The organism is Blastococcus sp. TF02A-30 (assembly GCF_003319185.1).
In the GTDB taxonomy this organism is placed as follows: Bacteria; Actinomycetota; Actinomycetes; order Mycobacteriales; family Geodermatophilaceae; genus Blastococcus.
The window spans coordinates 489,029-506,738 of the sequence record NZ_QOHJ01000002.1; the positions used below are offsets into that span (position 1 = coordinate 489,029).

At 73.7% G+C, this 17,710-nt stretch carries 17 protein-coding genes; 11 read left to right on the forward strand and 6 right to left on the reverse strand.

The window, feature by feature from the left end; all coding sequences use genetic code 11:
• Positions 1 to 37 precede the first annotated feature (37 nt).
• The 3 genes from DQ241_RS06670 to tkt form a co-directional block, all read right to left on the reverse strand.
• Positions 38 to 1,639, reverse strand: coding sequence for a glucose-6-phosphate isomerase (locus DQ241_RS06670; protein WP_113829359.1), 1,602 nt, complete (start codon positions 1,637 to 1,639; stop codon positions 38 to 40).
• On the reverse strand, positions 1,636 to 2,736 hold the full coding sequence (tal, locus tag DQ241_RS06675) for a transaldolase (protein WP_113829360.1): 1,101 nt from the start codon (positions 2,734 to 2,736) through the stop codon (positions 1,636 to 1,638). The genes DQ241_RS06670 and tal overlap by 4 nt, the downstream gene beginning before the upstream one ends.
• Before the next feature lie 90 nt (positions 2,737 to 2,826).
• Positions 2,827 to 5,046, reverse strand: coding sequence for a transketolase (gene tkt, locus DQ241_RS06680; protein ID WP_113829361.1), 2,220 nt, complete (start codon positions 5,044 to 5,046; stop codon positions 2,827 to 2,829).
• A 320-nt stretch (positions 5,047 to 5,366) separates the two neighbouring features.
• Here tkt and DQ241_RS06685 point away from each other — a divergent pair, with 320 nt between their 5' ends.
• Entirely contained in the window at positions 5,367 to 6,305 is a 939-nt protein-coding gene (locus DQ241_RS06685) for a heme o synthase (protein WP_113829362.1), read from the forward strand.
• A gap of 1 nt (position 6,306) precedes the next feature.
• Positions 6,307 to 6,618, forward strand: a complete 312-nt coding sequence (locus DQ241_RS06690) for a hypothetical protein (RefSeq protein WP_113829363.1) — start codon at positions 6,307 to 6,309, stop codon at positions 6,616 to 6,618.
• A gap of 70 nt (positions 6,619 to 6,688) precedes the next feature.
• Here the strand turns inward: DQ241_RS06690 and DQ241_RS06695 are convergent, their stop codons facing one another.
• A complete protein-coding gene (locus tag DQ241_RS06695; RefSeq protein ID WP_233492264.1) occupies positions 6,689 to 7,714 on the reverse strand; it encodes a heme A synthase in 1,026 nt (341 codons plus the stop codon).
• A gap of 139 nt (positions 7,715 to 7,853) precedes the next feature.
• On the opposite strand from DQ241_RS06695, the gene DQ241_RS06700 reads away from it, so the two are divergent.
• From DQ241_RS06700 to DQ241_RS06740, 9 genes are read left to right on the forward strand one after another with little or no spacing between them, the layout of a single operon-like run.
• The gene (locus DQ241_RS06700; RefSeq protein WP_233492265.1) at positions 7,854 to 8,591 is read left to right on the forward strand and encodes a helix-turn-helix domain-containing protein; all 738 of its coding nucleotides are present in this window, start codon (positions 7,854 to 7,856) and stop codon (positions 8,589 to 8,591) included.
• Positions 8,588 to 10,024 (forward strand): Fe-S cluster assembly protein SufB, encoded by a 1,437-nt coding sequence (sufB, locus tag DQ241_RS06705; protein ID WP_113829366.1) that lies wholly within the window; start codon positions 8,588 to 8,590, stop codon positions 10,022 to 10,024. Before DQ241_RS06700 ends, sufB begins: the two co-directional genes overlap by 4 nt.
• Positions 10,024 to 11,331 (forward strand): Fe-S cluster assembly protein SufD, encoded by a 1,308-nt coding sequence (gene sufD, locus DQ241_RS06710; protein ID WP_113829367.1) that lies wholly within the window; start codon positions 10,024 to 10,026, stop codon positions 11,329 to 11,331. Before sufB ends, sufD begins: the two co-directional genes overlap by 1 nt.
• 2 nt (positions 11,332 to 11,333) lie before the next feature.
• Entirely contained in the window at positions 11,334 to 11,687 is a 354-nt protein-coding gene (locus DQ241_RS06715; protein WP_113829368.1) for a non-heme iron oxygenase ferredoxin subunit, read from the forward strand.
• A 16-nt stretch (positions 11,688 to 11,703) separates the two neighbouring features.
• Entirely contained in the window at positions 11,704 to 12,477 is a 774-nt protein-coding gene (gene sufC, locus DQ241_RS06720; protein ID WP_113829369.1) for a Fe-S cluster assembly ATPase SufC, read from the forward strand.
• On the forward strand, positions 12,474 to 13,784 hold the full coding sequence (locus tag DQ241_RS06725; protein ID WP_113829370.1) for a cysteine desulfurase: 1,311 nt from the start codon (positions 12,474 to 12,476) through the stop codon (positions 13,782 to 13,784). Before sufC ends, DQ241_RS06725 begins: the two co-directional genes overlap by 4 nt.
• Positions 13,785 to 13,794: 10 nt before the next feature.
• Positions 13,795 to 14,256 (forward strand): Fe-S cluster assembly sulfur transfer protein SufU, encoded by a 462-nt coding sequence (gene sufU / locus DQ241_RS06730; protein ID WP_113829371.1) that lies wholly within the window; start codon positions 13,795 to 13,797, stop codon positions 14,254 to 14,256.
• A complete protein-coding gene (locus tag DQ241_RS06735; protein WP_113829372.1) occupies positions 14,253 to 14,648 on the forward strand; it encodes a metal-sulfur cluster assembly factor in 396 nt (131 codons plus the stop codon). Before sufU ends, DQ241_RS06735 begins: the two co-directional genes overlap by 4 nt.
• 53 nt (positions 14,649 to 14,701) lie before the next feature.
• A complete protein-coding gene (locus DQ241_RS06740) occupies positions 14,702 to 15,274 on the forward strand; it encodes a GNAT family N-acetyltransferase (RefSeq protein ID WP_199584143.1) in 573 nt (190 codons plus the stop codon).
• Between the two features lie 4 nt (positions 15,275 to 15,278).
• Here the strand turns inward: DQ241_RS06740 and DQ241_RS06745 are convergent, their stop codons facing one another.
• The gene (locus DQ241_RS06745) at positions 15,279 to 15,836 is read right to left on the reverse strand and encodes a GNAT family N-acetyltransferase (protein ID WP_113829373.1); all 558 of its coding nucleotides are present in this window, start codon (positions 15,834 to 15,836) and stop codon (positions 15,279 to 15,281) included.
• Positions 15,836 to 17,662: an SCO7613 C-terminal domain-containing membrane protein gene (locus tag DQ241_RS06750; RefSeq protein ID WP_147252344.1), complete on the reverse strand. Its 1,827-nt coding sequence runs from the start codon at positions 17,660 to 17,662 to the stop codon at positions 15,836 to 15,838. The genes DQ241_RS06745 and DQ241_RS06750 overlap by 1 nt, the downstream gene beginning before the upstream one ends.
• Positions 17,663 to 17,710 lie beyond the last annotated feature (48 nt).

Consider the following 17,710-nt stretch of genomic DNA (forward strand, 5'->3'; position numbering starts at 1 on the left):
GGGGAGTGCGCGTGCCGCTGGGCGCGCCCGGAGCTGGTCAGCCGAGCGCTGCCAGGAGCTGGCCGAGCCCGGCGGCGCGGTCGGTCAGGTGCAGGTGGAGCAGCGGGCGGTCGCGGTCGGCCAGCGCCTTGCGGTCACCGCCGGCCTGGGCCGCCTGCAGCCCGCCGAACGTGTACTGCTTGTCGGGGACCGGCAGGTCCTCCGCCACCGCGCCGGTGATCTGCAGGAACGCCCCGACCTGCGGGCCGCCCTTGTGGTACTGGCCGGTGGAGTGCAGGAACCGGGGGCCCCAGCCGTAGGTGACGGCGCGCCCGGACCGCGCGGCCAGCGCCTGGCGGAGGTCGGCGGCGCTCGCGTCGGCGAACCGGTCGAGGTAGGCCATGACCGCCAGGTACCCGCCGGACGGGACCGCCGCCAGCAGGGCGTCGAGCGCGAGGCTGACGCCGTCGTGCGAGCTGAGGTCGACGCCGTCGAGCACGCCGCCGCTGCCGCGGATCTCGACGGCCCCGACGGTGGCGGCGGGCCGCTCGTCGGGCAGGCCCTCGGCGAGGATCCGGTTGGTGTTGTCCTTGCTCTCGGTGACGTTCGGCTGGTCGAACGGGTTGATGTCCAGCACCCGGCCGGCCACCGCGGTCGCGTACTCCCAGGCGAGGAACTGCGCGCCCAGCGGTCCGGTCACGCCGACCGACGGGGCGGTCCCGGGCGCCTCGGCGCCGACGACCGCGAGCAGCGTGTCGTCGGCTGCGGCGCCCGGCGCCTCCACCGACTCCAGGACGACCGGCAGGATGCCGCGGCCCTGCTTGCCGGTGGACTCGGCGATCAGCTGCTCGGCCCAGTCGCCGAAGCCCTGGATGGCCGTGCCCGGGGCGTCGGCCAGCGCCAGCTTGTCCCGCCCGGCCTGCCAGGCGGCGCCCAGCACCAGGCCGAGCTCCACCGCCGGGTTGGTGGCGTCGGCGAGCCCCTCGGCCAGCGCCTCCGCCTCGTCCAGCAGCGCGCCGACGTCCGCGCCGGCCAGGGCGGACGGCACGAGGCCGAAGGCGGACAGCGCGCTGTAGCGGCCACCGACGGTGGGGTCGGCGAGGAACACCGCCCGCGCGCCCATCGCCTCCGCGGTCTCGGCCAGGGGCGAGCCGGGGTCGGTGACGACGACGAAGCGCGCGCCGATCTGCTTCTCGTCCAGCCCGGCCTCCGCGAAGGCGTTGAGGAAGGCCCGCCGGTGGCTGTCGGTCTCCACGGTCCCGCCGGACTTGGAGCTGACCACGACCACGGTGCGGTCGAGGTCGGTCATCGCGGCGGCCACCTGGCCGGGGTCGGTGGTGTCGAGGACGACCAGCGGCACGCCGGCGGTCCGGCAGATGACCTCCGGCGCCAGCGACGAGCCGCCCATGCCGCACAGGACGACCCGGTCCAGGCCCTCCTCGGCCAGCGTCGCGCGCAGCTCGGCCAGCTGGTCGACCAGCGAGCGCGAGCCGGTGGGCAGGTCGAGCCAGCCCAGCCGGATCGCCGCCTCGCTCTCGGCCTCGGGGCCCCACAGCGTGGCGTCCTTGCGCACCAGCCGCGCCGCGACGTCGTCCTCGGTGAACCGGGCCCGCAGGTCCGCGGGGACCTCGAGCCCGTTGACGCTGAGCTCCAGGCTCATGCCTTGTCCTCGAGCTCCGTGCGCACCGACTCGGTCAGCTCGTCCCACGAGTCGACGAACTTCTGCACGCCCTCGTCCTCGAGCACGCGGAAGACGTCGTCGAGGTCGACACCGGCGTCGGCGACGGCCTTCATGACGGCGGCGGCGTCGTCGTAGGCCTTCTGCACCGGGGTGCCGGGGGTGCCGTGGTCGGCGTAGGCCTGCATCGTCTTCTCCGGCATCGTGTTGACGGTGCCGGGGGCGATGAGCTCCGAGATGTAGAGCGTGTCGGAGTACTCGGGGTTCTTCACGCCGGTCGAGGCCCACAGCGGCCGCTGGGCGACCGCACCCTTCGCCTCGAGCGCCCGCCACCGGTCGGAGGAGAAGACCTCCTCGTAGGCCTGGTAGGCGAGCTGGGCGTTGGCCACACCGGCCTTGCCCTTGAGCGACGGGTCGGCGCCGGCCTTGTCCAGCCGCTTGTCGATCTCGGTGTCCACGCGGGAGACGAAGAACGAGGCGACCGAGGCGATGCCCTCCAGCGAGCCGCCCTGCTCGACCCGCTTCTCCAGGCCGGAGAGGTAGGCGTCCATGACGGCGCGGTACCGCTCGAGGCTGAAGATGAGGGTGACGTTGACGCTGATGCCGTTGGCGATCGTCTCGGCGATCGCCGGGAGGCCGGCCTCGGTCGCGGGGATCTTGATGAACAGGTTCGGGCGGTCGACCAGCCACCACAGGTGGCCCGCCTCGGCGGCGGTGGCGTCGGTGTCGTGCGCGAGACCGGGAGCCACCTCGAGCGAGACGCGTCCGTCGCCGGGCTGCCGGTCGGCGACCGGGCGCAGCAGGTCGCAGGCGTCGCGGACGTCGGCGGCGGTGATCGTCCGCAACGCCTCCTCGACGCTCACCTTGCGGACGGCCAGCGCGTGCAGCTGGTCGTCGTAGGACTCCGAGCCGCTGATCGCGGCCGCGAAGATCGTCGGGTTGGTGGTGACGCCGACGACGGAGCGCTCGTCGACCAGCTGCTGCAGGTTGCCGCTGCGGATGCGGTCGCGGGAGAGGTCGTCGAGCCAGACGGCGACCCCCGCCTCCGACAGCTGTGCCAGGTTCTCGTTCTGTGCCATGTCACTGCCCTTCTGGTGAGGTGCTGGAACGGCCGCCCTTCAGGGGCCCGCCGCGAGCCTGCGAGTGGTGGGGGGAAGGGCGGTCCTTCCTCAGTGGTCGCCGGTGGCGGTGGAGGTGAAGACCCCGCCCCGCGAGACGCCGGCGCCGGACGGGGGAGTGGCCCCGGAGGCGGCGGCCTCGATGCTCTCCTTGGCGGCCGCGACGACGGCGTCGTCGGTGAGGCCGAACTCCTCGTACAGCACGGAGAACGACGCGCTGGCGCCGTAGTGGTTGAGCCCGACGATGCGGCCGGCGTCGCCGACGAACTCGCGCCAGCCCATCGGGACGCCGGCCTCGACGCTCACGCGCGCCTTGACCGTCGGGGGCAGCACCTCGTGGCGGTAGGCCTCGTCCTGCTCGGCGAACCACTCCCAGCAGGGGAGGGAGACGACGCGGGTCGGGACACCCTCGGCCTCGAGCCGCTCGCGGGCGGCGACGGCGATCTGCACCTCGGAGCCGGTGCCCATGAGGATCACCTCGGGGCTGCCGTTGGATGCCTCGGCGAGCACGTACCCGCCCTTGGCGACGCCCTCGGCGGAGGCGAACTGGGTCCGGTCGAACACCGGCAGGTTCTGCCGGGACAGCGCGAGGCCGGCCGGGCGGTCGTTGTGCTCGAGGATCGTGCGCCAGGCGACGGCGGTCTCGTTGGCGTCGGCCGGGCGGACGAAGTCCAGGCCCGGGATGGCGCGCAGCGCGGCGTAGTGCTCGATCGGCTGGTGGGTCGGGCCGTCCTCGCCCAGGCCGATGGAGTCGTGCGTCCACACGTAGGTGACCGGCAGCTGCATGAGGGCGGCCAGCCGCACCGAGCCCCGCATGTAGTCGGAGAAGGTGAGGAAGGTGCCGCCGTAGACGCGGGTGCCGCCGTGCAGGGCGATGCCGTTCATGATCGCGCCCATGCCGTGCTCACGGACACCGAAGTGCAGCGTGCGGCCGTAGGGACCGCCGCTCCACATCTTGGTCTGGCGGTCGGCCGGCAGGAACGAGGGCTCGCCCTTGACCGCGGTGTTGTTGCTCTCCGCCAGGTCGGCCGACCCGCCCCACAGCTCGGGCAGGTGCGGGTAGATCGCCGCGAGGACCTCGCCGGAGGCCTTGCGGGTGGCCACGCCCTTGGGGTCGGCGTCCCAGGTCGGCAGCGCGTCGGCCCAGCCCTCGGGGAGCGTGCGGGTGGTCATCCGCTCCAGCAGCGCGGCGCCCTCGGCGTTGGCCTGCTTCCAGGCGTCGAAGCGCTCCTGCCAGGCGGCGTGCGCCTGCTGGCCGCGGGCGACGGCCTCGCGGGTGTGCTCGATGACCTCGGGTGCGACCTCGAAGGTCTTCGCCGGGTCGAAGCCGAGGATCTCCTTGGTGGCCTTGACCTCGTCCTCGCCGAGCGCCGAGCCGTGGACGGCGCCGGTGTTCTGCTTGTTCGGCGAGGGCCAGCCGATGATCGTGCGCAGGACGATGAGCGACGGGCGGCGGGTCTCGGCCTTGGCGGCGGCGAACGCGGCGTCGACGGCCGCGAGGTCCTCGCCGTCGTCGACGTGCTGCACGTGCCAGCCGTAGGCCTCGTAGCGCTTGCCGACGTCCTCGGTGAAGGCGACGTTCGTGTCGTCCTCGATGGAGATCTTGTTGTCGTCGTAGACGAGGACGAGGTTGCCCAGCTGCTGGGTGCCGGCGAGCGAGGACGCCTCGGCGCTCACGCCCTCCTCCAGGTCGCCGTCGGAGGCGAAGGCCCAGATGGTGTGGTCGAAGACGCTCTCGCCCTCGGGGGTGTCGGGGTCGAGCATGCCGCGCTCGCGACGGGCCGCCATGGCCATGCCGACGGCGTTGCCGACGCCCTGGCCGAGCGGGCCGGTGGTGGTCTCGACGCCGGCGGTGTGCCCGACCTCGGGGTGGCCGGGGGTCTTGGAGCCCCACGTGCGCAGCGCCTGCAGGTCCTCCAGCTCCAGGCCGTAGCCGGAGAGGTAGAGCTGCACGTACAGCGTGAGGCTGGAGTGCCCCATGGAGAGGACGAAGCGGTCGCGCGCCACCCAGTTCGGGTCGCTGGGGTCGTGGGTGAGCCACTTCTGGAAGAGCAGGTAGGCCGTGGGGGCCATGCTCATCGCCGTGCCGGGGTGGCCGTTGCCGACCTTCTGGACCGCGTCCATGGCGAGCACGCGCGCGGTGTCGATCGCGCGGCGGTCGAGGTCGCCGAAGCCGTCGGGGAGCGTGGGGTTCGGCTGGACCGGGTTCCCCGTCGGCGAGTCGGTGGCGGCCTCGGCCGGTGCCTCGGCCGGCGTGCTTCGCGTGTCCATCTGGTGGGTCTCCCTCGGATTGCCTGGCGTGCCCGGTGGGCGGTGGGTCGGTCCGGGCGGGCAGCGCTGCACGCCAACGGGACCGGCGGGGGTGACGTTCCTCGCTCCCGCGCTGGACCGGGGACGCCGCCTTCGTCGTCGACACGGCCCCTACCCGCGGTGGAGGCGGTGTCAACGTGATCAACCCTAGTCATCGGGGGTCTATGCCATGACGCTGGCGGAAGGGCTCCCGGGCTACAGTGGGCGGCGTTCCCATCCCCGGTTCGAAGGGACCTCCTGGTGCCCTGCAGCCTGCGCGTCGCCGCGCTCGAGGGCACCCGGTGACCGCGCTCTCCGAGCGCACCACCGCTCCCGCTCGCTCCGCCCGCAGCTCGTCGTCGGTCCGCGCCCGCGTGCTCGCCTACGTGGGGCTCACGAAGCCGCGCATCATCGAGCTGCTGCTCATCACGACCGTGCCGGCGATGATGCTGGCCGACCGCGGCTGGCCGTCCTGGACGCTGCTGCTCTCCACCCTCGTCGGCGGCACGCTCGCCGCGGGGGCGGCCAACGTCTTCAACTGCTGGTTCGACCGCGACATCGACCGGCTGATGAAGCGCACCGAGCGCCGTCCGCTGGTCACCGGCGAGGTGAGCCCGACCGGCGCGCTGGTCTTCGGCTCCGTGCTGACCGTCGCGGCCATCGTGCTGCTCGCGCTGACGACGACGCCGCTGGCCGCCGCGCTGGCCGCCGGAGCGATCTTCTACTACTCGGTGCTCTACACGATGGTGTTCAAGCGGCGCACCCGCCGGAACACCGAGCTCGGCGGCGTGCCCGGCGCGGCGCCGGTGCTCATCGGGTGGGCCGCGGTCACCGGCTCGCTGGACTGGCCGGCGGTCGTCTTCTTCGGCGTCGTCTTCTGCTGGCAGATGCCGCACTTCTGGGCGCTGGCGATCCGGTTCAAGGACGACTACGCCCGCGCCGAGGTCCCGATGCTCCCGGTGGTGGCCAGCGAGCTGTCCGTGGCGCGGCAGACCGTGGTCTGGACCTGGCTGACCGTCGCGGTGTCGCTGGCGCTGTGGCCGGTGGCCGACGACTACGGGATCGCGTGGATCTACACGGTCTCCGCGGCCGGCCTGGGCGCGTGGCTGCTCGTCGAGGCGCACAAGCTGCTGCGCCGCGTGAAGCAGGGCGCCGAGACCAAGCCGATGCAGCTGTTCCACATCTCGATCTCGTACATGGCGCTGCTCTCGGCCGCGATCGTCGTCGACGTCCTGGTCTGAGGTGCGGCGCGAGCTGCCCGAGGAGTCCTGGGGGTCACCCGGACGGTTCCTGGGCCCGGACGGGCGGACCTACGCCCGCCGGACGACGCGGATCGACCGCGCCGAGATCGAGGCGCTGGTCGAGGGCGGCTGCCCGGTGCTCACCTACCTGCCCGGCGGGCGGCTGGTGTGGCACGACGAGGACGACGCCTGGCCGGCCTGGGCCGACGCGCGTGGGGCGCTGACGACGGGCCTCCCGGAGGGCGACGCCGTCACGGGCGGCCGCTGGGAGTCCGTGGACGGCGGCACCTGCGTCGTCCTCGTCTGGCACTGAGCGCTGCCGACGACGTGCGCCGACGGCGCGTTCCCACGGTCGAGTGCGCCGCACGCGCACACCGTGGACCTCAGCGGGTGGCGGTGGCCGGCTCCGCGGTCGTGCTGAGCGGGATCTCCGACGCCGGGCCCCGCACCGACCACACGAGGCGGGCGGCGTACGCGGTGGTCAGCACCGCGCCGGCCATGTGCAGCAGCACCAGCGCGATCGGCAGGCCGGTGAAGTACTGCACGTAGCCGACCACGCCCTGGGCGAGCTCGACGACCAGCAGGTCGCGCGCCGCCCGGCGCACGCGGGCGGGGGAGTCGGTGGCGTAGAGGGCCACCAGCAGCGCGATCGTCAGCCCGATGAGCAGGAAGACGACGTCGGCGTGCAGCTGGCTGACCAGCTCGGGGTCGAAGCCCATCCGGTCGCCGGTGGGGACGTCGGCCTCGTCGACGTCGCCGCTGTGCGGCCCGCTGCCGGTGACGACGGTGCCCAGCACCAGGACGGCGGCGGTGGCGGCGGCGATGCCGTAGGTCAGCAGCACGAACGGCCGGCGCACCAGCGGCTGCCCGACGCCGGGCTCGCGGGAGCGCAGCCACAGCGTGGTGGCCAGGGCGACGAGCACGGCGGAGAGCAGGAAGTGCGCCGCGACCGTCCACGGGTTCAGGCCGGTGAGCACGGTGACGCCGCCGAGCAGCGCCTGCGCCGGGATGCCGAGGAAGGTGACGACGGCGAGCGCGCGCAGGTCGCGCCGCGGTGAGCGCCAGACGGCGACGACGGTCGCGATCGCCACGATCGCCAGGACGAAGGTCAGCAGCCGGTTGCCGAACTCGATGACGCCGTGCCCCGCGAGCTCCGGCGTCGCCACGAAGCTGTCGGAGGTGCAGCGCGGCCAGGTGGGGCAGCCGAGGCCGGAGCCGGTGAGCCGGACGGCGCCGCCGGTCACCACGATCAGCCCGTTGGCGACGGCGTTGGCCAGCGCCACCCGCGAGATGACGGCGGGGGAGAAGGCAGGAGGGAGTACCGGCACGGGATCGATGCTAGAAGGACGGCCGTCCTCCGCGGGCCCGAGGCGGGCCCGGCCCTCCGGGCCGGCGGTGAGGCTGGTCACGACGACGTCCCCCGGGCGGCTTTCTTAGGTGGACCTTGCTTGCGACGCTCCTGAAATAGGACACACTCGTGTTGTGGAATCCGTCGCGGCTGCTCCCCGGACGTCGGCACCTGCCGACGACGGGCGGACGCGCGACCGCGTGACCGGGCTCCTGCTGGAGCACGGGCCGCAGACCGCGACCGAGCTGGCCGGCCGGCTGGGCATCTCCCCGGCCGCCGTCCGCCGGCACCTCGACGCGCTGGTGCACGCCGGCCGGGTCGAGGAGCGGCAGGCGCGCGAGGCGCACCGCGGTCGCGGTCGTCCCGCCCGCCGGTTCCACCTGACCGACGCCGGCCGCTCGGCCTTCCCGCACGCCTACGACGACCTCGCGCTGACCGCGCTCCGGTTCGTCGCCGCCGCGGGCGGGCCCGACGCGGTCCGCCAGGTCGCCGAGCAGCAGCTGGCCGGGCTCGAGCAGCGCTGCTCCACCGCCGTGGAGCAGGCCGTCGCCGCCGATCCGGCCGCCCCCGTCGACCGGGCGCAGGTGCTCGCCGCCGCGCTCACCGCCGAGGGCTACGCTGCCTCGGCCTCCGCGATCTCCGGCGGGGGGCAGCTCTGCCAGCACCACTGCCCGGTGGCGCACGTGGCGGCGGAGTTCCCCCAGCTGTGCGAGGCCGAGACCGCGGTGATCGGCCGCCTCGTGGGCACCCACGTGCAGCGGCTGGCGACGATCGCCCACGGTGACGGGATCTGCACCACACACATCCCAGGACCCCTGCGGACGGGGAACAGATCGGCCCCCGCACGCCCTGTACGAGGTGAGCGAGCAGCGCCCGCGAGCGCGCCCACCAGCACCAGCACCACCCCCACGAACGACCGGGAGAGGACGCCCGCATGACCAGCACGCAGCAGCCGGCACAGCCGCTGACGCAGGACGAGCAGATCGAGCAGCTCGGCCGCTACGAGTACGGCTGGGCCGACGCCGACGTCGCGGGTGCCTCGGCGCGCCGCGGTCTGAGCGAGGACGTCGTCCGCGACATCTCCGCGCGCAAGAGCGAGCCCGAGTGGATGCTCGAGCGCCGGCTCAAGGCCCTCAAGCTGTTCGACCGGAAGCCGATGCCCGACTGGGGCTCGGACCTGTCCGGGATCGACTTCCAGAACATCAAGTACTTCGTGCGCTCCACCGAGAAGCAGGCGACGTCCTGGGAGGAGCTGCCCGAGGACATCAAGAACACCTACGACAAGCTGGGCATCCCCGAGGCGGAGAAGCAGCGGCTGGTCGCGGGTGTCGCCGCGCAGTACGAGTCCGAGGTCGTCTACCACCAGATCCGCGAGGACCTGGAGGAGCAGGGCGTCCTCTTCCTCGACACCGACACCGCGCTGAAGGAGCACCCGGACCTGTTCCGCGAGTACTTCGGCTCGGTCATCCCGTCCGGCGACAACAAGTTCGCCGCCCTGAACACCGCCGTCTGGTCGGGTGGCTCGTTCATCTACGTCCCGCCGGGCGTGCACGTCGAGATCCCGCTGCAGGCCTACTTCCGGATCAACACCGAGAACATGGGCCAGTTCGAGCGGACGCTGATCATCGTCGACGAGGGCGCCTACGTGCACTACGTCGAGGGCTGCACCGCGCCGATCTACAAGAGCGACTCGCTGCACTCCGCGGTCGTCGAGATCATCGTCAAGAAGAACGCGCGTTGCCGGTACACGACCATCCAGAACTGGTCGAACAACGTCTACAACCTGGTCACCAAGCGGGCCGTGGCCCACGAGGGCGCGACCATGGAGTGGGTCGACGGCAACCTCGGCTCCAAGGTGACGATGAAGTACCCGGCCGTGTGGATGACCGGCGAGCACGCCAAGGGCGAGGTCCTCTCGATCGCCTTCGCGGGCGAGGGCCAGCACCAGGACGCCGGCGCCAAGATGGTGCACGCCGCGCCGCACACCTCCTCGACGATCGTGTCGAAGTCGGTGGCCCGTGGCGGCGGCCGCACCTCCTACCGCGGCCTGGTCCAGGTCGACGAGGGCGCGTACGGCTCGAAGTCCACGGTGAAGTGCGACGCGCTGCTGGTCGACACGATCAGCCGGTCGGACACCTACCCCTACGTCGACGTCCGCGAGGACGACGTGGCCATGGGCCACGAGGCGACCGTCTCGCGGGTCAGCGAGGACCAGCTCTTCTACCTGATGAGCCGCGGCCTGTCCGAGGACGAGGCCATGGCCATGGTGGTCCGCGGGTTCGTCGAGCCGATCGCCCGCGAGCTGCCCATGGAGTACGCCCTCGAGCTCAACCGGCTCATCGAGCTGCAGATGGAAGGTGCCGTCGGCTGATGTCGGCAAGCGACAACCCCACCACCACCGGTCTCACGACCGAATCCGCCGTCCTCGCCGGCGAGCTGTTCGGCGACGGCGTCGGCACCCAGGCCGGCCCGCCGGCGACGCCCGCCGAGGGCACCGGCGTCGCCCCCGGGGCGCACTCGCACGGCGGACCGGCCCCGACCGGCTCGCCGGCCGAGCGGTTCACCTCGACCGACCCGGACGCCTTCGGCGTGCCCACCGGGCGCGAGGAGACCTGGCGGTTCACGCCCATGAAGCGGATCAAGCCGCTCCTGGACGGCGCCGAGTCCGACGCGCACCTGACCTGGACCACCGACCTCCCCGAGGGCGTCGAGCTGACCAGCGTCGAGGCCGGCGACCCGCTGCTCAAGGGCCTGCCCGAGCCGGTCGACCGGCTCGCCGCCCTGGCCCGCCAGCGCAGCGGCGGTGCCGCGGTCGTCCGCGTGGCCAAGGAGGCCCAGCTCGACCGCCCGGTCACCCTGGGCCTGGCCGGCACCGGGTCGGACGAGGTCGTCTGGGGCCAGCTCGTCGTCGAGGTGGGCGCGTTCGCGAAGGCGACCGTCGTCCTCGACCACACCGGCCTGGCCCGCTACGCCGGCGGCGTGACCGTGCTCGTCGGCGACGGCGCGCAGGTCTCGCTCGTGTCGGTGCAGGACTGGGCCCCGGGGGCGGTGCACGGCGGGCAGTACGACGCCGTCGTCGGCCGGGACGCGACCTTCAAGCAGGTCGTGGTGACCCTCGGCGGTGACCTGGTCCGCCTGGTCAGCAACGTGCAGTACGCCGGCCCCGGCGGCAGCGCCGAGCTGTTCGGCGTCTACTTCTCCGACGAGACGCAGCACCAGGAGCACCGGCTCTGGGTCGACCACGCCGTCCCGAACTGCACCAGCAACGTGCTCTACAAGGGCGCGCTGCAGGGTGAGGGCGCGCGGACGGTCTGGATCGGCGACGTCCGCATCCGCCCCGCGGCCACCGGCACCGAGACCTACGAGCTCAACCGGAACCTGGTGCTCACCGACGGCGCCCGCGCCGACTCGGTGCCCAACCTGGAGATCGAGACCGGCGAGATCGTCGGCGCCGGCCACGCCAGCGCCACCGGCCGGTTCGACGACGAGCAGCTGTTCTACCTCTGCTCGCGCGGCATCGACGCCGAGACCGCCCGTCGCCTCGTCGTCCGCGGGTTCTTCACCGACGTCGTCCAGCACATCGGCATCGACGCGCTGCAGGACCGGCTGATGGCCACGATCGACGACCGCCTCGGCGCGCTGCCGGCGCTCGACGACCAGCCGGTCGAGGTGGCCTGACCATGGCCTTCGAGCGGGTCTGCGCGCTGTCCGACGTCCCGGAGAACGGCTCCCTGCGGGTCGAGCTCGCGGACGTCGACGTCGCCGTCGTCCGGTTCGAGGGGGAGCTGTACGCCCTCGAGGACCGGTGCTCGCACGCCGACGTCCCGCTGACCGACGGGGACGTCGAGCTGTTCGACGGCGCCCCGACCATCGAGTGCTTCCTGCACGGCTCGTGCTTCGACCTGCGCACGGGCGAGCCCACCAACCTGCCGGCGACCGAGCCGGTCGACGTCTACCCGGTCCGCGTGGAAGGGGAGGACGTGCTCGTCGACACCGAGAGCGACGGCCGCCTGCCCCTCGCGGCCGGTGAATGAAGGAGCGAGAAGAGAAGTGTCCGTTCTGGAGATCCGCGACCTGCACGTCAGCGTCGGCGAGGGTGACGACGCCAAGGAGATCCTCCGCGGCGTCGACCTGACCGTCCGCTCGGGCGAGACGCACGCGATCATGGGCCCCAACGGCTCGGGCAAGTCGACCCTGGCCTACTCGATCGCCGGCCACCCGAAGTACACGATCACCGGTGGCACGGTGACCCTCGACGGCGAGGACGTCCTCGCGATGAGCGTCGACGAGCGCGCCCGCGCCGGCCTGTTCCTGGCCATGCAGTACCCCGTCGAGGTGCCGGGGGTGAGCGTGTCCAACTTCCTGCGGACCGCCGCCACCGCCATCAAGGGCGAGGCCCCGAAGCTGCGCACCTGGGTCAAGGACGTCAAGAGCGAGATGGAACTGCTCGAGATGGACCCGGCCTTCGCCGAGCGCAACGTCAACGAGGGCTTCTCCGGTGGTGAGAAGAAGCGCCACGAGATCCTGCAGATGCGGCTGCTCAAGCCGGGCATCGCGATCCTCGACGAGACCGACTCCGGCCTCGACGTCGACGCGCTGCGGATCGTCTCCGAGGGCGTCAACCGCTCCCGCGAGGAGGGCGAGATCGGCGTCCTGCTGATCACCCACTACACGCGGATCCTGCGCTACATCAAGCCCGACTTCGTGCACGTCTTCGTCAACGGCAAGGTCGTCGAGGAGGGCGGCCCGGAGCTGGCGGAGAAGCTGGAGAACGAGGGCTACGCCGCGTACGTGAAGGGTTCGCAGGAGGTCGCGTCCGCATGACCGCGACCGCCTCGCGTCCCGGCACGGGGGCGCAGACCCCGCTCCCCCTGGACGTCGAGGCGATCCGGGCGGACTTCCCGATCCTGGGCCGCACGGTGCGGGACGGCAAGCGGCTGGTCTACCTCGACTCCGGAGCCACCTCGCAGAAGCCGCGCCAGGTGCTCGACGCCGAGCGCTGGTTCTACGAGAACGTCAACGCCGCGCCGCACCGGGGAGCGCACCAGCTCGCCGAGGAGGCGACCGGTGCCTACGAGGAGGCCCGGGCGACGATCGGCGCCTTCATCGGTGCGCCGGAGCGGGAGATCGTCTTCACCCGCAACACCACCGAGGCGATCAACCTCGTCGCCTACGCGCTCTCGAACGCCGCGACGGCGAAGGAGCCGGAGTTCCGGACCTACGCCGTCGGCCAGGGCGACGAGATCGTGGTGACCGAGATGGAGCACCACGCCGACCTGGTGCCCTGGCAGCAGCTGTGCGAGCGCACCGGGGCCACCCTGCGCTGGCTCGGGCTCACCGACGACGGCCGGCTGGACCTCTCCGACCTGGCGACGGTGGTCAACGAGCGCACCAAGCTGGTCGCCGTCACGCAGCAGTCGAACATCCTGGGCACGATCAACCCGATCGCGCCCATCGTCGAGCGGGCGCACGAGGTGGGCGCGCTGGTGCTGGTCGACGGCGCGCAGTCGGTGCCGCACCAGCCGGTCGACGTCACCGAGCTGGGCGCTGACTTCCTGGTGTTCTCCGGGCACAAGATGCTCGGGCCCACCGGCGTCGGCGTGCTCTGGGGCCGGTACGAGGTGCTCGACAAGCTGCCCCCGTTCCTCACCGGCGGCTCGATGATCGAGGTCGTGCGCATGGAGGGCTCCACCTTCATGCCGCCGCCGCAGCGCTTCGAGGCCGGCGTCCCGATGACCGCTCAGGTCATCGGTCTGGCCGCCGCCGTCGACTACCTGCAGGCGCTGGGCATGGACAAGGTCCAGGCGCACGAGGAGGCGATCACCGGCTACGCGCTGGAGAAGCTGGCCGAGATCCCCGGCGTCACCGTGATCGGCCCGCCCGACACCGTGGCCCGCGGGGGAGCGGTCTCCTTCACCGTCGAGGGCATCCACCCGCACGACGTCGGCCAGGTCCTCGACGACCTCGGCATCGCCGTCCGCGTGGGGCACCACTGCGCCTGGCCGGTCGTCCGCCGCTACGGCGTCCCGGCCACCACCCGGGCGACGTTCTACGTGCACACCGGCTACGACGACGTCGACGCGCTGGCCGACGGAATTCGCGCGGCCCAGAAGTTCTTCGGAACGGTGTGAGGCGCATCTGATGCAGCTCGAGTCGATGTACCAGGAGATCATCCTGGACCACTACAAGAACCCCCACGGCCGCGGCCTGCGCGACCCGTTCGACGCCGAGGTCCACCACGTCAACCCCACCTGCGGGGACGAGGTGACCCTGCGGGTCAAGCTCGACGGCGACACCGTCGCCGACGTGTCCTACGAGGGCATGGGCTGCTCGATCAGCCAGGCGTCGGTCTCCGCGATGTACGACCTCGTCGTCGGCAAGCCGGTCACCGAGGCGCTGGAGACCGGCGAGCACTTCATGACCCTGATGCAGGCCAAGGGCGACCCGGCGGTCGCCGAGAAGCTCGAGGACGAGCTGGAGGACGCCGTCGCGTTCGCCGGCGTCTCGAAGTACCCCGCGCGCATCAAGTGCGCCCTGATGAGCTGGATGGCGTTGAAGGACGCGTCCGCCCGGGCCCTGTCCGCCACCGGAGGCAACGCATGAGCGAGACGACCGAGAACCCGACCACCGACACCACCCCCGGCGAGCTGCCGGCCTACAAGTCGGCGCTGATCGAGGACGTCGAGGAGGCCATGCGCGACGTCGTCGACCCCGAGCTGGGCGTCAACGTCGTCGACCTGGGCCTGGTCTACGGCCTCGACGTCGCCGACGAGGGCGAGTCGCAGGTGGCGATCATCGACATGACGCTGACCTCGGCGGCCTGCCCGCTGACCGACGTCATCGAGGACCAGGCCCGCCAGGCGCTGACCGGCGGCCCCGGCCCCGGCCTCGTCGACGACATCCGGATCAACTGGGTCTGGATGCCGCCGTGGGGCCCGGACAAGATCACCGACGACGGCCGCGAGCAGCTCCGCGCGCTGGGCTTCCGCGTCTGAACGAGCTCTTCGCGCGCCTGGCCGCGGGAGACCACCCGCCGGCCGACGCACGCGTGACCACGCTGCCCGCGCCCTCCGGGGCGCGGGCAGTCGTCGTCGGCGGGACCGCCTGGCACGTCGTGGCCGCGGACGTCGACCCGGCGTGGGTGGCCGCCCAGGTCGCGCACGACCCGCTCGCCGCGCCGCTCGGGGCCCGCTTCCTCGCGGCGCTGGGCGACCGGATCGGCGTCGAGCCCGGCGTCGTGGACGCCGTCCTCGTCGCCCCGCCCGCGGGGGAGGGGAGCGGCGTCCCGCTGCGCGAGCTCCCGACCGAGGCCACGGCGCACCCCCGCGTGCGGCGGGCGCTGGCGCACCGCCGCGACGTCCGGGTGTGGACGACACCGGACGGCGGCGGGCTGCTCGCCGTGGGCCGGGGCGTGGCCGACCGCTGGGAGGTCTCGGTGGAGGTCGACCCGGGCGCCCGCACCCGGGGGCTGGGCACCGCCCTGGTCGCGGCCGCCCCGGCGCTCGTCCCCGGCGGGGAACCGCTGTGGGCGCAGGTGGCACCGGCCAACACGGCGTCGCTGCGCGCGTTCCTCGCCGCGGGCTACCGCCCGGTCGGAGCCGAGGTGCTGTTCGGTCCCTGACCCCTCAGGGTCGGGCGGAGGCGTAGGACACCTGCGCTCCGGTGGCGAGCCGGTGCAGGAGGTCGGGGAGGGTCCACCGCCCCGCATCGCCCAGGACGAAGAGGGCCATCTGCGGGGTCGGTGACCCGTCGAACGACGGCGGGCGGTAGCGGATGCCGAACGGTGCGGGCGCGCCGCCGTGCCTCCGGTAGAAGGCGATCCGGCGCTCGCGGGTGGTCACCTCCTCCGGGGCGAGACCCGGCTCGGCCGGGTCCTCCACCTCGAGGAGGAGCGTGCCGCCCTGCTCCCGGAGGTGGGTGAGCAGCCGGCCGCCGTGCCCGCCGCCGCGGGCGTCCGCCCGGACGGCCAGGTACTCCAGCAGCCGCGCGTCCGGCGCCAGCTCGATCAGGCTGCCGAAGGCGACGACCCGGTCGCCGGCGCGCAGGACGAGCCCGGTGCGGCTGCGGCCGAGCTCCGCCGCGAACACGTCCGAGGGGACGCGCTCGCTCGCCGGGAACGCCTCCTCGTAGAGCGCCAGGACCGCGGGGAGGTCGGCCGGGACGAGCGGCTCGGGGGCCGGCATCAGCGGAGGTCGGCCAGGCGCCGGCCGAAACCGCCCACCGGGTCCCGCTCGCGCACCGCGCCCCACCACAGCAGCAGCCCACCGACGACCAGCGCGACGCCGATCGGCCAGGGCAGTGCCCGCGCCGCCAGGCCGAGCGCCACGGCCAGCGCCGCGGAGGCGCCGACGAGCAGCGGGGCGCGGCGGCTCCGCCAGGCGCCCAGGACCATCGCCGGCCCGGCCAGCAGCAGGACGACGACGGCGCGGACGGCGTGCGGTTCCACGACGGCGATCGCGGTGGTCGGCACGAACAGCACGAGCAGCGCCGGCCCCCACGCCCGCCACGAGGGCCCCTCGACCAACCGGCGTCCGGCGGCGACGACCAGCCCGGTCGCGAGGGGGACGGTCCACGCCTCGACCGCGGTCCAGCCCGCGTGCGCGACCCCGATCCAGGCGGCCAGCACCAGCTGCGCGGCCCCGATCCGCCACGCGACCGTGGCGACGGCGGCCTGCTCGTCGGCCTCGTCGTCGGCCGGGGCGGTCGCCGGCGAGGTGCGCCACGCCCACGACAGCGTGGCCGCGCTCTGCGCCGCGAGCAGCACCGCCAGCAGCGGCCGCTGGTCGTCAACGACCAGCAGCGCGACGGTCGCCAGGCTGCACAGCGCGGCGGTCAGGGTCGTCCCGCGGCGGACGTCGGCGGGGAAGGCGGCACCCACGGCGAGCGCGGCCGCGTAGACGGCGGTGAGCAGCGCGGCGGCGACCGACGGCGGCCACCACTGCGCGGGCACCGCGCTCAGCACCCCCGCTGCCACGTAGACCACGGTCACCGGGACCAGCAGCGGCCGGTCGTCGGTCGACCGCCAGGCGGCGATCGCGGCCGGCAGGGCGATGAGCAGCAGCAGCGCGCTGAGCTCGTCCCACTCCTGCCCGGCCAGCAGCCGGCCCAGCGCCAGCAGCCCGACCGTGTAGCCGAGGGAGCGGGCGACCGGCAGCCAGGTGTCGCGGCGGTCCCCGTGCAGCGAGGCGTCGGCCCACGAGGCGACGACCACGCCCAGGAACCCGGCGACCGCGACCGCGGCGACGCCGGTCCCGTCCGCCGCCCCGGTCAGCCCGGCCCCGGCGACGACCCCCGCGAGCAGCGGCAGGCCCAGGCGGGGGCCGAGCAGCGGGTGCAGGTCGTCACGGCGACGGGTGAGCAGCAGGCCCCCGGCCGCGCCGGTCATCAGCGCCGCGGCGATCCACCGCTCCGCCGTCGTCCCCTGCCACGCCTCCGCCGAGCCGAGCGCCACCCCGGCGACCCACCACGGCACCGTGGTGACCAGGGCGGCCCGGGCCACCGGGCGGCGCGCGGAGAGGGCGAGCCCGAGACCGGCGAGCGCCACCCCGAGGAGGACCTCGGTCCGCAGCTGCGCCGGCAGCACGTCCAGCGCGCGCAGCACCGCGAGCTGCCCGGCGAACCAGGCGGCCAGCGGCCAGGTCAGCACCGAGCGGCAGACCACCGCCAGGACGGCGAAGGCGACGACCAGGGCGGCCGCCGGCCACGACGGGCTCGCGAGCAGCCCCTCGCCGGTGTCGCTGCCCACCACGGCCAGGCCGACGGCGCAGGCCGCGAGGGTCTCCTCCGCCGTCCGCAGCCCGCCGCGGGCGGCGCGCACGGAGAAGCCGGCCGCCACCACCGCGGCGACGAGCACCAGCACGCGGATCGGCGCCCCGCCGATGGCCGCCGCGGCCGCCGCGGCGGCGCTGACCACCAGCACCACGCCGACCGCCTGCAGGACCTGCGGCGGGCGGGCGCGCTCCGGGAGCGGTGGCTCTCCCGCCTCCGTCTCGCGCACACCCGAGGTCACCGGGCCAGCCTGCCCGTCCCGGGGAGCTCCGAACCACCGCAGGTGCCG

Excerpts from the sequence above, each read along its gene's own strand:
- sufD (WP_113829367.1), top strand. The coding sequence starts at position 10,024 with ATGTCGGCAAGCGACAACCCCACCACCACCGGTCTCACGACCGAATCC.
- sufB (WP_113829366.1), top strand. The coding sequence starts at position 8,588 with ATGACCAGCACGCAGCAGCCGGCACAGCCGCTGACGCAGGACGAGCAG.
- DQ241_RS06725 (WP_113829370.1), top strand. The coding sequence starts at position 12,474 with ATGACCGCGACCGCCTCGCGTCCCGGCACGGGGGCGCAGACCCCGCTC.
- sufU (WP_113829371.1), top strand. The coding sequence starts at position 13,795 with ATGCAGCTCGAGTCGATGTACCAGGAGATCATCCTGGACCACTACAAG.
- tal (WP_113829360.1), bottom strand. The coding sequence starts at position 2,736 with ATGGCACAGAACGAGAACCTGGCACAGCTGTCGGAGGCGGGGGTCGCC.
- tkt (WP_113829361.1), bottom strand. The coding sequence starts at position 5,046 with ATGGACACGCGAAGCACGCCGGCCGAGGCACCGGCCGAGGCCGCCACC.
- DQ241_RS06715 (WP_113829368.1), top strand. The coding sequence starts at position 11,334 with ATGGCCTTCGAGCGGGTCTGCGCGCTGTCCGACGTCCCGGAGAACGGC.
- DQ241_RS06745 (WP_113829373.1), bottom strand. The coding sequence starts at position 15,836 with ATGCCGGCCCCCGAGCCGCTCGTCCCGGCCGACCTCCCCGCGGTCCTG.
- DQ241_RS06735 (WP_113829372.1), top strand. The coding sequence starts at position 14,253 with ATGAGCGAGACGACCGAGAACCCGACCACCGACACCACCCCCGGCGAG.
- DQ241_RS06670 (WP_113829359.1), bottom strand. The coding sequence starts at position 1,639 with ATGAGCCTGGAGCTCAGCGTCAACGGGCTCGAGGTCCCCGCGGACCTG.